Raw genomic sequence first — 15,974 nt, 5'->3', positions numbered from 1 at the left:
CAGTTAAAGATTGCTATTTAAAAAAGTAATCACCTCGCTATCACCATCGGGCTTTGCTATGATTTTCTTTTCGGTATCCAGAACATAGTAAGTTGGTGTTTTGTGGATGTCATATAGGTCTGCATATTCGCTATCCCATTTTCCCAAGGAAATGAGATGTTTGAAATCGGGAAGCTTCGCCGATTCTACAGACCAAGTCGTGTCATCATCTTCCAAACCAATGGCCAAGACCTTCACATTCGAAACATTTTTCAGCGCTTTATGCAATGCCGGGAGTTCGCTTAAACAGTGGCCGCATTGACTGCTCCAAAATACCAAAAGATAATGTTCTGCGCCATTTAGACCACTTAGTTTTTGCTCGGATCCGTTTTCCTCCCAAATCATTTCCGGGGCGATTGCACCCAGGCGAAGGCGATTGTGTCTTTCAATATCCAAAACGGTTTGGGCATTGCCCGTTTTTAATGACAATGCTTTCAGGTAGTTGGAATAGATGAAATCGGCAAGTTCGTTCAGTCCACTCTCCGAGGCCTGCGACCATAATTTTTTATACACTATGAACTTAAAACCATCTTTAGTACTGGCTAGTTCTTCGGTTACGGTCTGCACATTTTCCTGCATGGCTATTTCGGTTTCAGCGGCAGTCATTTTTTTTAAGGGTAGTGCCGAAAATACGTAGTTTTCTATTTTATCGCTTAAAAAGCCCGAGGCTTGTAGGGCGGTATCGGTCACCTTAAAAGCATCGAAATAATGCTCCTTTCTATTTGCGACGAAATCTGGTAAGGTTTCATAAACTGACGGAATGTAAGGTCGATTTGCGGAAATGAATGCATGGGCCAGTAAACCTTTTGTTTGTTCTTCGGAAGTCTGTTGAAAAGATTTCAAGCGTTGGATTATAGTATTGTACTCCCTAACATCATCATTTCCGTTGGTGTAAAAGCCGACCAATGTGCTTTCCATTTCATGTATTTCCCTAAAATATGTACCGTAGGGTATATTCTCTTTAGATACTGTGAAATTTACGCCTTCGGAACTATCGAAGTGTAATTGAATATCTTCTTCGCCATTGTAGAGTACATCAAAATAAAACTCGTCCTGAGGCACCGCATAAACCATACGGTATATTCCTGAAGGCTTATTCGATCCAATTTCTAATGAAAACCTACCATCTTTGATGGCGGTATCCGCGACGTACTCCTGACCGCCGGGTGTGAGGTGATAGGCAATGAGCCAACTAAACTCTTTGGCTGGTGAAAATGTGCCCGAAATAGTGTGCTGCGCCCGTATCGGTATCAGCGATAAAAGGAATAATACGATAATGGAAACTCTCATGGTAGCTGTACTTCAACATTCAAACCATACTGAAACTCGGTCAGTCTTTTATCAGCTGTTCTTCGTTGACCTGAAAAGGTGCCGGTAAGCAACACTCCTGTGTCCCGCCCACTTCAACCGTTGAAGATCCATATACTTTGATGGTTGATTTTATAAAATCTTCCTCGTCGGCCTCGAAGATGTTGTCCACATATTTTTGTGGATTCCGGTCGATATACGGGAACCAGGAACTGTGGATTTGGATCATAATGCGATGCCCCTTTTTAAAGGTATGGAGCACATCCTGCAATCGGAAGTTCACATCGGTGATTTCGCCCGGCACAAAAGGCTCTGGTTTTGCAAAACTATTTCTGAACCTACCCCGAAAAGTTTCCGCACGCACCAATTGCTGGTATCCGCCCATGATGATGTTTTTTTCGTTATGCTCGTAATTCGGATGGTCTTGCGGGTATACATCAATGAGTTTTACGATAAAATCGGCGTCCGTTCCCGTCATGGCTACTTTCAATTTGGCCATAATCTCGCCTGCAACAGTGCTATCGTCTGTAAGTACATCGGTCTCAAAGGTCAACACATCCGGTCGTCTGGAAGCTTCCCTTTGGTCGTCTGACATATATCGCCTTGGTGTAAAGGTGAGTCCTTCTATTTGCGAGGTATAGGGCACCGGTTTCTTAGGGTCGCTCGTATATTCGAAAACCATATTCTGGTCTGCCGTTTCGTTGATACCCAAATGCCCGTTTTCCCCAAAAGACAGCATTATGGGAGGGACGTTCTTAGGTGGCCATTCCGTGTAGGATTCCCATTTTTTAATACCCGTGTCGAACATATATGCTTCGGGAAGTGTATTGGTACCGGTACCTTTTAAATGGTGTGCAAAGAATTTCTTTTCGATTTCCCGCTGAAAATGAGTCGATATACTGTCTCCGAAATAAATGTGGTTATGCGTGGTCTGTCCTTTTTCGCGTGCCCAGCCACCATGGTCCCATGGTCCCATGACAATGGTATTAGTCGCTTTAGGACTTGTAGCCTCGACAGTTTTATAAATGTTTAAAGGCCCGTAAAGGTCTTCGGCGTCATACCAGCCACCAACGGTCATTACAGCATGTTCCACGTTTTTTAAATGGGGTAAAATACTGCGTTTCTGCCAAAATTCGTCGTAGTTGGGGTGTTCCGTAACCTGTTTCCAGAAGAAATTATCATGATGAATTTTTTTCGTAATATTTTTCAGCGGACCCATTTTTAGCCAAAAGTCGTAACCATCCGCAGGAGGTGCTTCGTAGAGGCGGGTAAGCTTGTCCATATACCAAGGTTCTCGTGTAAGGCTGTCCTTCTGATAACCGAATACCGCGAAAGCGGCGGTGTAGCTCTGCAGAAAGGCACCTTGGTGATGAAAATCATCAAAGAAAAAATCGGCAATGGGTGCCTGTGGGGAAGAGGCTTTTAATGCGGGATGGGCATCGACAAGGGCTGCCGCGGTATAAAATCCCGGATAGGAAATGCCATACATCCCAACATTGCCATTATTGCCCTTGATGTTCTTGATCATCCAATCAATAGTGTCGTAGGTATCGGAACTTTCATCGATGTCTTTTTTGTTGTTGGGGTCGTTGCCCGGAATGTTCGGGGTCATATTATCAAATTCACCGTCGGACATATACCGACCTCTAACGTCTTGAAATACCAAAATATAGCCTTCTTCCACCAAATACATGGATGGATAACCCCCATAGTTGTAATTGGAATATTTAGAGGCATTATAGCAAGTCCTGTTCAATAAAATCGGATACCTTTTCGACTTGTCCTTAGGCGTGTATACCACTGTAAAAAGTTCGGCCCCGTCCCGCATGGGAATACGATATTCCTTCAGGTCGTAGTGTTGTCGCAAATAGAGTGAATCGGCAGTTTGAGCCTTTAGGGACAAGACCATTAGGAAGGCGAATAAGACGAATAGCAAACGTACTTTCATAATATCATTTTTATTAGGCTGTCTAAAGATAACGAATCAAGCGAATCTTCGGATTTTCTTTTGGTTAGAATTCATTGGGTGAGAGCAATAGGTTAAAAGACGTACCTCCGCAACCCACCGAAATCACGTAAAAACGATATCCATTTCAACCAATTGTTCAACAACACCCAATAGACTACCATTCACACGGGTATCTCGTATGACAGCACATTATATCGGAATGCCGTAGTTGTTTAGGTTAGCTTTAAAAAATCTTAATCCATAGAATTATGAAAAATTCAATACTTTTTCTTGCAATTGTTTTCTGTTTGACCATGGGCACCGCCCAAGAAAAAAGTCGGGATATCCCTTCAAAATCATCGAGCACGGCAAACAAGATGAAATCATCGGAAGTAGTGTCCGATAACGCCACACCCCAAGACCAAGCCGATATCAGTATGGAAAAAAGAATACAGGATTTGGAGAAGCGCATCGAAAAGCTACAGGCGCAACTTGATGATCAAAATACAAAATCGAGACTCGCGTTCATGCAAATTAGTTCAAACCCTATGAACAACAGTACTTTTGAGGATTTCGTCTTTGCCAGTGATGAGTTTTGGAAAAATCCGGTAGACGTGGGATTCGCCGAGTGTAGCAAGAGTTGTGGAAAGGCGGCTAAAAAGAGACGGGATAGTTGTGCTAAAATGGGTGACGGACAAGGGAAAATCGATTGTTACGATGCCTCAAGAGCTTCAGCCTCCAAGTGTCAGAAGTCGTGTCGAGAACTCCATCCTTTTAAAGGTTAAATAAATTCGATAGCGGCAAAGATTTGGGACATCAATGCCGTTTCTTTTTTATGAACGAATCCGTCTGAATTGGCAACTTCCTTTAGAATGCGCGCCAAATCCGTCTTTTTATTGTCCGGCATCTCCTTTAGAATTTTAATGTCGTGCCCAGCGGGTATATTTCTCGCTTGAACGATAAAATTACTGTCGAAATCGATAGTGTGCATTAGTTGCTGCACATGGTCGATTTCGCCGTTATGTACTACTCCGTCTGCAATTACAATTGCATCGACTGCTTTAACAATAGCTAATTTTTCGGCAAGGGTAAAGTCCATATGGTGGGTTAAGCATTCTGCAATTCCTGTTTTTCGAAAGGAGCGAGGGCTTTCAAGGCCTTTTCCAAAGAATTGATACCTTCGAAAATCAATAACAGGCGCAGCCCGTTCCGGGTTTTTTTCTCTTTCATCTTGCAGCTGCCCGGGTTTGATTGTACAAAGCGAAGTACCTTGGTAAAGGCCGCACTTTGGTAAAATTCCGACTGTTGATCGGCGATAAAATAACCGATCAACTTTTTGTTTTTCATGACCACTTTTTCCAATCCGATGCTATTGGCGATCCATTTCACCCGAACGGAATTCAGCAAATCTTCTGCCTGCGACGGTAATTCCCCGAAGCGATCAACGAGCTCTTTTTCGAATTTTAACAGCGATTCCTCATCCTTCACTTGGTTCAGTTCGGTATAAAGGTTCAAGCGTTCGGTAATATTATTGATGTAATCGTCGGGAAAGAGCAGCTCAAAATCCGAATCGATTTGGGTTTCCTTTACAAAGACCTTTTCCTGATGGCCTTCCACCTGCTCATAAAGTTCCTTAAATTCATTTTCCTTGAGTTCGTCAATGGCTTCGGCCAGTATTTTTTGATAGGTTTCGAATCCGATTTCGTTGATAAAGCCGCTTTGTTCCCCTCCCAGTAAATCGCCTGCCCCACGAATCTCCAAATCCTTCATGGCGATATTGAAGCCGCTGCCCAGGGCGGTAAACTGCTCTAGGGCCTCGATACGTTTGCGCGCATCGGGGGTCATGACCTCGTAGGGTGGCGTGATAAAATAGCAAAAGGCTTTCTTATTGCTCCGCCCGACCCGGCCGCGCATTTGGTGAAGGTCGCTCAAACCGAAGTTATTGGCATTGTTAATAAAGATGGTATTCGCATTGGTCACATCCAGACCGCTTTCTACGATGGTCGTCGATACCAGGACATCGAATTCTCCATCCATAAAGGAAAGCATGAGCGATTCCAGTTTTTTGCCTTCCATTTGCCCATGACCGATGCCGACCTTGGCATCCGGCACGAGACGTTGGATCATGCCCGCCACTTCTTTGATATTCTCGATACGGTTATGGATGAAGAATACCTGTCCGCCACGTTGTATCTCGTAGCTGATGGCATCGCGAATGGTATCCTCGGTAAAACGTATGACACGGCTTTCAATAGGGTACCGGTTGGGTGGCGGGGTGTTGATGACCGACAAATCCCTTGCGGCCATTAAGCTAAACTGTAAGGTTCTGGGAATGGGGGTCGCGGTCAGCGTCAATACATCAACGTTTTCTTTGATTGATTTGAGTTTGTCCTTGACCGCAACGCCGAACTTCTGTTCTTCGTCAACGATGAGCAGACCGAGGTCTTTGAATTTTACGTTTTTGTTCACCAATTGATGTGTGCCAATGATGATATCGATGGCGCCGGCCTCCAATTTTTCAAGGGTTACCCTCCGTTCTTTGGCGGTACGGAATCGGTTGAGGTAGTCTACCGTTACGGGCATTTCCTTTAGGCGTTCGGTAAAGGTTCTGTGATGTTGAAATGCCAAGATGGTCGTAGGTACCAAAACGGCGACCTGCTTGCCATTTTCGGCGGCTTTAAATGCGGCACGAATGGCCACTTCGGTCTTTCCAAAGCCCACATCGCCACAGACTAAACGGTCCATGGGACGCTCACTCTCCATATCACGCTTTATATCTTCGGTCGCCGTGCTCTGGTCCGGGGTGTCCTCATAAATAAAGGAGGCTTCCAATTCGCTTTGTAAATAGCTATCGGGGGCGTACTGAAAACCTTTTTCAAGCCTGCGTTTGGCATATACCTTGATCAGGTTGAAGGCGATTTTCTTGACCCGGGATTTGGTTTTTTGTTTGAGTTTCTTCCAAGCAGCGGAACCCAATTTGTAGATTTTGGGAACAGCACCGTCCTTACCGTTGAACTTTGATATTTTGTGCAGGGAATGTATGCTCACGTACAGAATATCCCTTTCACCGTACATTAATTTAATGGCTTCTTGCTTGTTGCCCTGCACATCAATTTTTTGGAGACCACCGAACTTGCCGATACCATGGTCGATATGGGTGACATAGTCCCCGATTTCGAGTTTGTTCAGTTCCTTTAAGGTGATGGCCTGCTTTTTGGCGTAGCCATTTTTCAAGTTGAACTTGTGATAGCGTTCAAAAATCTGATGGTCGGTATAGCAGACGATTTTAAGGTCATTTTCGATAAAACCCTGAAATAAGGGAAACACAACGGTTGTATAGGCCACATTTACGGCTACATCCTCAAAAATATCCTGAAAGCGCTTTGCCTGTTGGTCACTGGCACAACAGATATAATTGGTATACCCCAAGCCATGGTATTCGTTCAGATTTTGAATCAACAAATCGAATTTCTTGTTGAACGAAGGCTGGGGATCGGTATTGAAAACGATTTCAGAGGTCGCTTTCTCGGAAGCTTGCGAGCCGATGACGAGAAAATGCTGTAATTCGTTTTTGAATGAAGCGGAGTTTACGAATAGGGCCTTGGGCGCAGCATGTTCGATTTCGGCCGTAAGCTGTGCAAAGGCTTCTTCGGCTTTTTTGTAAAAATCATCGAGCCGACTGAACAGCAAATCGGTGTTTTTCGAAAAAACGATGGTCTTGGGCGAGATGTAACTCAAGAAATTCTCCCTTTTTTCCGTAAGTACTTTATTCGCTACATTGGGGATAATGCTGATTTTTTTCACCTTGTCGGTAGACAATTGCGTTTCAATATCGAAGGTGCGAATACTGTCGACTTCATCGCCAAAAAATTCCAGGCGGTAGGGTTCGTCATGGGAAAATGAGAACACATCTACGATACCACCGCGTACCGAAAATTCGCCGGGTTCGGTTACGAAATCTACCCTTTTAAATTTATATTCGAACAGCACTTCGTTCAGGAAATCCAGGGAAAGGGTATCGTCGAGCTTTATCTTGAGCGTATGCCTATCCAATTCTTTCCGCGTCACGACTTTTTCGAAAAGTGCGTCTGGATAGGTAACAATGACCGCAGGTTTTTTTCTGGAATTGATGCGATTGAGTACTTCAGCGCGTAAGAGCACATTGGCATTATCGGTTTCCTCGATTTGATACGGGCGACGGTAACTGCCGGGATAAAAAAGTACGTCGTCTTCGCCAACGATTCGTTCCAGGTCGTTCAGGTAATAGGCAGCTTGTTCCTTATCATCAAAAATCAATAGAAAAGGGACTTCGGAACTTCGGAAAACATCACCTAAAACCAAGGAAAGTGAAGAACCGGCAAGACCTTTAAGCAGCAGTTGAGGTACACCCTCGAACCCTTTTTTTACGGGCTCCGAAACTCCTTTAGCGACATTATTGGCAATGACATCCCGCAGTTTCCGTAGTTGTGGAGACCGTTCAAAAAGTGTTGGAATGACAGTATTGGGCAAGCGTATTTTTTTTTGCAAATATAGTGCATCTCTATTGATTGATGGATTGCGTCCGTTTTTATTGAATATGGATTAGGAATCGGCTCAAAAAAGCACAAACTTGTACTATACATAAGATCGCTACGACAATGGATTTACAACTAAAAAATAAGGTGGCCCTCGTAACGGGCTCTACTAAAGGCATCGGAAGGGCGATCGCGGAAACCTTGGCACGAGAAGGAGCCGAGGTCATCATCAACGGACGTTCAGAAGATTCGGTGAAGGATGCGCTCTGCGAAATGAACAAGGTCGTGGAGAACGGAAAAATCTCCGGTATCGCTTGCGATTTCTCGAAGCAGGAGCAGATTGATGAGCTGATCGCGTCTTGCGGAAAAATCGATATTCTGATCAATAATGTTGGGATTTTCGAACCGAAGGACTTCCTGGATATTCCGGATGCAGATTGGCAGCGATTTTACGACATCAATGTAATGAGCGGTGTACGGCTTTCCAGGGCATTTTTACCACAGATGCTGGAGCAGGACTGGGGGCGTATCATTTTCATATCTAGCGAAAGCGGCATTAATATTCCCGAAGAAATGGTGCATTATGGGATGACCAAAACCGCACAATTGGCCATATCACGAGGTATTGCCGAAACTACGAAAGGTACTAGGGTAACCGTAAATTCGGTATTGCCCGGCCCCACCTTGTCGGAAGGGGTCAAAGATTTCGCAGGTATCGGCGAAGAAAAATCAAAGGAAGAGGTAGAACAGGAATTTTTTGAAACGGAAAGGCCTTCGTCATTGATCCAACGTTTTGCCACTACGCAGGAGGTTGCCAATATGGTCGTTTATGTGGCAAGCGAATTGTCGTCGGCTACCAACGGCGCGGCGCTCAAAGTAGATGGTGGTGTTGTGAAAACAGCATTTTAAATTATGGAAAAGACGGAAGCAAAAAAATATGATGTATTCGTAATCGGAAGCGGTATCGCCGGGCAGACGGTTGCTAAAGAGTGCGTTAAGGCAGGACAAAAAGTGGCCATTGCGGATAAGAGGGAATTCGGGGGTACCTGTTCGAATCGAGGATGTGATCCAAAAAAAGTACTGTTGGCCGCTATCGAGATACGGGAATCGGCAGAAAACCTTTTGGGAAAGGGTGTTCGAAAGATGCTGCGGACCAATTGGAAACAACAGCAGAAATACAAACGGAAATTCACCAAATCCATTCCGTCTGCGACGGAAAAAGACCTGAAAAAGCTGGACATCGACTTGTACCATCAATCCCCAAAGTTCTTGGATACCCATAGGCTCTCCGTAGAAGGCAAAACCGTTCAGGCGGATAAAATCGTAATCGCAACCGGATACGAACCACGACCGCTCGATTTTAAAGGAAGCAAGCACTTAAAGACGAGTGATGACTTTTTAAATTTAAAAAAGTTGCCCAAACATATTACGTTTATCGGTGGGGGTTATGTCGGAATGGAATTTGCACATATGGCCGTCCGTTCCGGAGCAAAGGTTACGGTAATCGAATCCGGAGAACGTATTTTACCGGTATTCGATGCCGATTTGGTCACGGAATTAATCACATACTCCAAGAGAATAGGTATTGCGTTTATTTTTAAGGCCGATACGACCGCTGTCAAAAAATTGCGCAAGAACTTCAAGCTGACCTATACCAAGAACGGAAAGACGAAGACCATGAAATCCAGGGCTGTATTTAACACGGCGGGCCGGATCCCCGCTATTTCAGAACTTGATTTGGAGAAAGGTGATGTTGCCTTCAATGAAAACGGAATTGCCACCAATACCTTTTTACAAAGTAAAACCAATCCCGACGTGTACGCCTGTGGCGATGTATCCGATAACGGACTCCCCCTAACACCATTGTCCGGTCGGGAGGGTTATGTGGTAGCCGAGAACCTAATCAAAGGGAATCACAAGAAATTGGATATTCCGGTCATTCCCTCGGTAGCATTTACTCTGCCGAACATGGCTTCCGTAGGGTATTCCGAAAAAGAAGCCAAGGCGCGTTACAAAAATGTAATTGTAAAACATGAATCTGTTCCAGGGTGGTTCAACGCTAGACGCATGAACGCCCCGGTATATGCCTATAAAATCATTTTGAACCAGCGGACGAACGAAATCGTGGGGGCGCACTTGCTGGGCCCCGAGGCCGGAGACACCATCAATATCTTTGCTATGGCCATCAATATGGGTATGACGGCCGACCAAATAAAGCAGACGATTTTCACTTACCCATCCTGGGCGAACGATGTAAAGAGTATGGTGTAAGCGTGAAATTGATTTTGCCCCGGAGTTTGCTGTTGGAAGGTCATCAACATATGATTTCAAAAAAACTATCACAAGTGGATTTCAGAAGGTATTTGAACATTTTTAACGGCCGGTAAAACAACTTGAACTTTATAACTCACCCCTTAATTTTTGAAAAGGATTCGTTTCCCTATTCCGATATCCGTGAATGGCGGTGGCGATAAGAAGAACAACACTACACCCCAGTGCAGTATAAGCTATGGAAATATAGTCCGTTTGATGGCGCATAAAAATAGCGACCAGTGCCCATATACCTACTAAGGCGAATTCCCGCATATTTCGTTTATAGACCATGAGGAGATTTACCAAGGTCGCGACGCTGATCATGATGAACGTCCATGTAATTTCGGAAAGCGGACCACCTTCCCAACCGATTTTTATCAAATAGGCCGAAATATTGGCAATGGTCGCGACGGCGATCCAACCGCTATAGATGCATATGGGCCACCATACAAATGCGATAGTGCCTATAGGTGCGTCCCATCGTTCCATATCGGTATTCAAAATTATTTTTATCAGGGAAAAGAGAATGCCCAACATGACCAGTACGGAGAGGCCCGTAAAATCGTAGGCGAACACGATGACCCAAGTGCAATTCAGGAGATTGGCCAATATGAACCAGGGTCCGGTTTGTTGAATAAAATTTGAGGTGTCCTTCGTGGAAAAGGCCTTTCGCACTTGATACACCCCGTAGGCCAATAAGAGCAGGAAAATTATGCCCCAAATGGAAAAGGCGTAACCTGCCGGAGTAAAAAGGTTGTCGTACCTCCGGCTCATTTCGCCGATGGTCACTCCGTTGAATTCGACAATTTGCGAGATATAGTTGACCACTATGACCAGAACCACCGAAAGTAGGTTGAAAATGGAAAGCGATTTTTTCATGATACGATTTTGGCGAAAGATACTATTTCGCAAAAGCTAAAATTAACGCGAAAAGCGTTTTCTTTTCTTCGATTCGGTAAGCGTTACTGGAAAGACTTCTTCTCCCGTAGTGGCAAAAATCAATGTATTTTGTTGGGGTTCCAGCACATAGGTACCCGTGAACTCCCCGAAGGCGGGAAGAATCATTTGATCCGGCGTGCTATAAAAGCAGGAAAGGCGTACCGTTTGCCGGCCCGCACCGCGGAGTCTTACCGCAGGATGGATGTGCCCCGAAAAGTTGAAAAACCCTTCGCGTTCTTCTGGATGATGGGTCAATAGGAAACCGTCTTGCTGAATCTCGGAAACGACCAAAATCCCCAAATCCTCATATTTTAGTGGTGAAATGATATCGTGGTTTCCTGCGACGAGAATGATTTTGGCATTAGTGTTTTTGACCCATGTTTCGAACAGATTCCATTCTTTGTTCAGCGAAGAATGAAACAGATCACCCATAAAACAGATGACTTTAGGCTGAAAGTGTTCGAATGCAGTGGACAACAGCTCAAAATTTTTCGCCACGGCCTTCTGAGGTACGGCCGCACCAAACTTGCGAAAGTGGGAGACCTTGCCCAAATGTACATCGCTGATCAAAAGCGTGGCCTTCTCCTCCCAAAACAAAACACCCGACGGGTGCATGATAAAGTTGTTGTCATTTATTCGAATGGATTGGGTCATGATGCAAAAGTACACTAGAATTTCTTTATCCGCCTTCTTTTGTAATGCATGTGTCCGGATGTTGATTTTTCCGATTTATCGACGGATTAATCTCCGTTTATTTCATCGATGACCTTTAGGATGGCATCGTCCCCATCCTTTACATCCTCCAAAAGATACTCATAAAAATCTTTTGAGCGCACGGGATAATCGAGGGTAATATCCGGCGAAATCCCAACCTCCTCGTAACTCACACCGTCTACCGATTCATAAATCATATTCGATAGACCATATTTCCAACCGTTGGGAAGTTTTTTGCGCAAAATATCGGAAAAAACACCCTCGGTGGTCCCACCTATAATTTTAGCGTTTGGCAATTCCTTACTTCCTAACACCAACAATTCAGCCGCGCTTGCAGTCTCATGACTGGTCAAGATAAACAGTTTTCCTTTAAATGGCCTTTCGGACGGTGTAAGCATAATGGATTGTTTTTCGGTAAACCCGCCACCTAATTTTACTTTCTTCGTGCCTATTTCGGTCTTATTATGTATAAAGTGGTTTAGTATTTCAACGGATGCATCGTCAAAACCACCACCGTTAAACCGCAGGTCGATGATAAAGGCCTTCGCGTCTGCCACAGTACGTACAATGGAATCCATAATAAATCGGGTGCCTTCCGCCACATCATCGTGATGATTCTTGGCTTGGTTCAGTTTTTTCCACCATTCCGACCAAAATTGGTCCTTCGATAAACTATCGGCAATGGGGTAATGTGCCCAACTTATCATATTAGAGGTTTGCATATAGGCGACGTGCGTATCGACCATGCCCCATTTGAGTTCCCCTTGGTTAAATCGACCGAAGGTCTTCAGATGTTTTTCAACGATTCGGTCCTTTACTCTTTTTTCCAACCCCTCGGGAATGTCCTCGTTCGATTCCTTGCCATTGTCGGCTGTCTGATTTTCGTAAGCCTCTTCCAATTCGTCGGGAACGTCAATAGAAATGTGACCGTCCTGTATTTCTCCCAGCATCTTCTCGAATAGTAAAAAGAGCGGCAAGGGTTCCATGTTTGATTGAACTTGGGGCGCATAGTTATTGTATAGCGCTTTCCAATCGATACTTCGCTCCTTAAAATAGCAATACTGTTCATTGAACGTATGCCATAGCACCTCGAAATTATAATTCGGATCGTTCGACAAATCTTCATGTATATCTTTTTCGAAATCCTTGTCGCTTCTAAAAAGTTTAAAGGTCTTAACGCCATCTTTTAAAAGAATGGTGTCATTGGATAGGGTGTCGACCGTGTAATACTCAAAATAGTCCGATAGGTTGTTATCCGATAAAGGCACATTACCAACCGATGAAATATGAAACCCTTTAACGATACTGTCGTTAATGCTAATCGCTTTGCCGAAACCGAGGTATTCCCAATTTCCCCTTAGGTCGATTTCTTGATTTTCGGTGGATTTGCTCTTATTTGTTTCACAAGAGAGTAGTAAGATCGATGTAAAGAAAATCGAGATGAGTTTATGCATATGTTCGTTGTTTAATAGGCTTTGTAATATAGTAAAAACAATGGTTGTCCTTTCGCTATCGGTAATAAAAATAGATTCTACCCTGCCGACTGACCGACATTGGTCTATTACAAATGGTGCCTCCTTTGGCTGGAGAAAAAGTGATGCATCTTAGAAAATGGATAATAAACCGTCAACCGTTATGCAATCGCCATTTCTACAGGACACGATGCGGTGTTAAGCTTCTCCCAATACTGTAATTTATGGGCGATGTTCACGTCTAATGCGGAGTGTAGATAAGGGTGCTTATTGTACCCATCACAAGAAGTAAAGAAGAAGTACAAATGAAGAATACAAAGAAACAACATATTGAAAACAATGCCAGCCTTGACAGGTCCACGACCCGTCACGAAAGCTGGCGAAATCACCGAAGACATACCGCATTAAAACTGATACGGTTTTCATAAGGGTAGTAACTATTAAAATGAAAGGGAGGGCGAAAGCCTTCCCTTTTTTAATGCGCAACAAACAACATTAGGCTTTAGTAACAGCGCTATAGGTATCGCAGTTCATGACGAGTGAAAGCGGGACAGTATGTTGTTCGCGGTACCTAATCCAAAGGTTTTGTGACAATAAGTACTTTGGTATTTGGTTTTCTTAATACCCCACGGCGGCACCGTCGCCGCTTGAAGAATCCGAAGCACCGATCAGGATTTTTCTATTTTTATCCACTACGATTCCCATTAGAGACCCCAGATTACCTACGGGCCTTAAGCGATGGCCCATACGTTCAAGATTATTCTTTGTATCCGGCGAAAGCAGGTGCTCTTCATATCTAATCACATCGGGTAACCACTGGTGGTGGATTTTCATAGCTTCTATCGCCTTGTCGATACCCATATCATATTGCACCACACCCAATACCGTCTGGAAAACTGTGTTGATGATGGTTCTCCCTCCGGGGCTCCCGATGACGAGATACGGTCGGCCGTCTTTGGCGACAATGGTCGGGGTCATACTGGAAAGCATTCTTTTTTCCGGTTGAATGATGTTAGGATCGGTTCCGATCAAGCCGGTATCGGTGGTCGTATTCGGTTTCGGATTAAAATCCCCCATTTCGTTATTGAATATAAAGCCGAGTTTGGGAGAGCCCATTCCAGAGCCATAGCTGTGTTCGAGTGTATAAGTTACCGAAACGGCAGTACCATTTTTATCCACTACGGAAAAATGAGTAGTACTCTCCCCATCATAGAGTTGCCCGAATTTGGAAGCGTCGCTCGTTGAGGCCTGGGCCATGTCAACATTTTTAAAACGGGATTTGGCAAACTCCTTTGAAATCAAAGACTCTAATGGAATATCCGGATTGAAATCGGGATCTCCGAGATGCTCCGCCCTATCGGCGAAGGCCCTTCGCATGACCTCGGCCAGCAAATGCACGTAGGCGGTGGAGTTGAAGGGAATGGAATCCAATTGCGCCAGCTCCATCATATTCATCATCTCGATAAGGGCGACCCCACCGGAACTCGGTGGCGGCATTGAATAGATTTCGTATTCCTTGTAGGTACCCTTTATTGGGGTTCTTTCAATCGCTTCATATTTTTTCAGGTCCTTTTTGGTGATGATTCCACCGTGCTCTTTCATATAATCGGCAATTTCCTGCGCAACTTCGCCTTTGTAGAAACCATCCCGTCCCTTATCCCGAATAGCGATTAAGGTAGTGGCCAATTCCGGTTGCTTCCAGGTTTCTCCGAATTGTACCAAATCGCCATCGTCGGATTTAAAATAATCTTTCAAGAACTGAATTTCTGAATTGTCGTTTAAGAAGGTAGCAGCTTGGGAGAGTGACCAGGTTAACGGAAAGCCGTTTTGTGCCAAATCGATAGCGGGTTGCACCAAAGCTGCCCAAGGGAGCTGACCGTATTTTTTATGCGCCATGTGTAGGCCCGCCACGGTTCCGGGCACCCCAACGGATTTGAGACCGATGTGATTGACCGATGATTCTTGACCATACAAATTCGTACCGTTCAACAATTCGCCCGCTTCGGTCAGGAACATATCGGCGGTAGCTTGCAATGGCGCTTTTTCACGAAAATCGATAGTAGTCGCGTTCCCGATGGTATCCATCAGCACCAGAAAACCACCACCGCCCAGATTTCCAGCTTCGGGATGGGTGACCGCCAAGGCAAATGCGGTAGCTACGGCAGCATCTACTGCGTTCCCACCTTTTTTCAAGATATCGACCCCGACGGTAGAGGCAATTTCGCTACTGGAAACGACCATAGCTTTTTTGGCATAGGTTTGCGCTTTTACACTCAGGCAACCGATGGCGGTAAAAAGGCCAAAAGAAAGCACGAATTTAATTTTTTTCATCTGTTTTTGATTTTGAGAAAGGTAGTTTAAAAAAAGCGTCGTCGGTATGATAAAAGTGCACATTTTCGGTCTTACATGCTATTTAAGGGCCGTTACGGGCGTTTAAAACGGCACATGTCCCGTCCTGATATATAAATATCCTATCTGAAAATCGATCTGTAGAAGGGCTATCTTGAGGCTGGGATATTTGGTCAAAGGTTTTGTGCAAGGGTTACCGTTGTTGGCATTAGGTTATTTTTCGTCAGGTATTTCCGAGCATCCCCCAATCTTTAGGACAGCTTTCTTACAAATCCAAATTAATTAATCATTTTGATAGACAAAATAGGAAATAACCTAATGGTTAGCATAGCTTGTTTCAAACTCGTTTCGCCAATTTAATAACAACGCAGCACTATC

Annotated in this window: 11 protein-coding genes; 3 read left to right on the top strand and 8 right to left on the bottom strand. The window is 44.4% G+C overall.

Annotated elements, in window-relative coordinates:
• Positions 1–3: 3 nt before the first annotated feature.
• Positions 4–1,329, bottom strand: coding sequence for a TlpA family protein disulfide reductase (locus tag FGM00_RS15445; protein WP_138853770.1), 1,326 nt, complete (start codon positions 1,327–1,329; stop codon positions 4–6).
• Positions 1,330–1,369: 40 nt separating this feature from the next.
• Positions 1,370–3,295, bottom strand: a complete 1,926-nt coding sequence (locus tag FGM00_RS15440; protein ID WP_138853769.1) for a CocE/NonD family hydrolase — start codon at positions 3,293–3,295, stop codon at positions 1,370–1,372.
• A gap of 269 nt (positions 3,296–3,564) precedes the next feature.
• On the opposite strand from FGM00_RS15440, the gene FGM00_RS15435 reads away from it, so the two are divergent.
• Positions 3,565–4,080, top strand: coding sequence for a hypothetical protein (locus FGM00_RS15435; protein ID WP_138853768.1), 516 nt, complete (start codon positions 3,565–3,567; stop codon positions 4,078–4,080).
• Here the strand turns inward: FGM00_RS15435 and FGM00_RS15430 are convergent.
• Positions 4,077–4,394 carry a tellurite resistance TerB family protein gene (locus FGM00_RS15430; RefSeq protein WP_138853767.1) on the bottom strand — a complete coding sequence of 106 codons (318 nt, stop codon included), beginning with the start codon at positions 4,392–4,394 and terminating at the stop codon, positions 4,077–4,079. The two genes, FGM00_RS15435 and FGM00_RS15430, sit on opposite strands and share 4 nt — an antisense overlap.
• Before the next feature lie 8 nt (positions 4,395–4,402).
• The gene (gene mfd / locus FGM00_RS15425; RefSeq protein WP_138853766.1) at positions 4,403–7,804 is read right to left on the bottom strand and encodes a transcription-repair coupling factor; all 3,402 of its coding nucleotides are present in this window, start codon (positions 7,802–7,804) and stop codon (positions 4,403–4,405) included.
• Positions 7,805–7,932: 128 nt separating this feature from the next.
• Here mfd and FGM00_RS15420 point away from each other — a divergent pair, with 128 nt between their 5' ends.
• Positions 7,933–8,718 (top strand): SDR family NAD(P)-dependent oxidoreductase, encoded by a 786-nt coding sequence (locus tag FGM00_RS15420; protein WP_138853765.1) that lies wholly within the window; start codon positions 7,933–7,935, stop codon positions 8,716–8,718.
• 3 nt (positions 8,719–8,721) lie between these two features.
• On the top strand, positions 8,722–10,080 hold the full coding sequence (locus tag FGM00_RS15415; RefSeq protein WP_138853764.1) for a dihydrolipoyl dehydrogenase family protein: 1,359 nt from the start codon (positions 8,722–8,724) through the stop codon (positions 10,078–10,080).
• 129 nt (positions 10,081–10,209) lie between these two features.
• Here the strand turns inward: FGM00_RS15415 and FGM00_RS15410 are convergent, their stop codons facing one another.
• The 4 genes from FGM00_RS15410 to ggt form a co-directional block, all read right to left on the bottom strand.
• A complete protein-coding gene (locus tag FGM00_RS15410; protein ID WP_138853763.1) occupies positions 10,210–11,001 on the bottom strand; it encodes a tryptophan-rich sensory protein in 792 nt (263 codons plus the stop codon).
• 42 nt (positions 11,002–11,043) lie between these two features.
• Positions 11,044–11,715 carry a ligase-associated DNA damage response endonuclease PdeM gene (gene pdeM / locus FGM00_RS15405; protein WP_138853762.1) on the bottom strand — a complete coding sequence of 224 codons (672 nt, stop codon included), beginning with the start codon at positions 11,713–11,715 and terminating at the stop codon, positions 11,044–11,046.
• A gap of 86 nt (positions 11,716–11,801) precedes the next feature.
• Positions 11,802–13,229 (bottom strand): S41 family peptidase, encoded by a 1,428-nt coding sequence (locus FGM00_RS15400; protein ID WP_138853761.1) that lies wholly within the window; start codon positions 13,227–13,229, stop codon positions 11,802–11,804.
• Positions 13,230–13,865: 636 nt separating this feature from the next.
• On the bottom strand, positions 13,866–15,578 hold the full coding sequence (gene ggt / locus FGM00_RS15395) for a gamma-glutamyltransferase (RefSeq protein ID WP_138853760.1): 1,713 nt from the start codon (positions 15,576–15,578) through the stop codon (positions 13,866–13,868).
• Positions 15,579–15,974 lie beyond the last annotated feature (396 nt).

Source organism: Aggregatimonas sangjinii (genome assembly GCF_005943945.1).
Taxonomy (GTDB): Bacteria; Bacteroidota; Bacteroidia; order Flavobacteriales; family Flavobacteriaceae; genus Pelagihabitans; species Pelagihabitans sangjinii.
The sequence above is the reverse complement of the archived record's forward strand: the minus strand, read 5'-3'. Positions and strand labels throughout refer to the sequence as shown.

What these genes read in the sequence shown, in the direction of transcription:
- FGM00_RS15445 (WP_138853770.1), bottom strand. Translation starts at nt 1,329, where the DNA reads ATGAGAGTTTCCATTATCGTATTATTCCTTTTATCGCTGATACCGATA.
- FGM00_RS15440 (WP_138853769.1), bottom strand. Translation starts at nt 3,295, where the DNA reads ATGAAAGTACGTTTGCTATTCGTCTTATTCGCCTTCCTAATGGTCTTG.
- FGM00_RS15415 (WP_138853764.1), top strand. Translation starts at nt 8,722, where the DNA reads ATGGAAAAGACGGAAGCAAAAAAATATGATGTATTCGTAATCGGAAGC.
- FGM00_RS15400 (WP_138853761.1), bottom strand. Translation starts at nt 13,229, where the DNA reads ATGCATAAACTCATCTCGATTTTCTTTACATCGATCTTACTACTCTCT.
- FGM00_RS15435 (WP_138853768.1), top strand. Translation starts at nt 3,565, where the DNA reads ATGAAAAATTCAATACTTTTTCTTGCAATTGTTTTCTGTTTGACCATG.
- FGM00_RS15430 (WP_138853767.1), bottom strand. Translation starts at nt 4,394, where the DNA reads ATGGACTTTACCCTTGCCGAAAAATTAGCTATTGTTAAAGCAGTCGAT.
- FGM00_RS15410 (WP_138853763.1), bottom strand. Translation starts at nt 11,001, where the DNA reads ATGAAAAAATCGCTTTCCATTTTCAACCTACTTTCGGTGGTTCTGGTC.
- ggt (WP_138853760.1), bottom strand. Translation starts at nt 15,578, where the DNA reads ATGAAAAAAATTAAATTCGTGCTTTCTTTTGGCCTTTTTACCGCCATC.
- pdeM (WP_138853762.1), bottom strand. Translation starts at nt 11,715, where the DNA reads ATGACCCAATCCATTCGAATAAATGACAACAACTTTATCATGCACCCG.
- FGM00_RS15420 (WP_138853765.1), top strand. Translation starts at nt 7,933, where the DNA reads ATGGATTTACAACTAAAAAATAAGGTGGCCCTCGTAACGGGCTCTACT.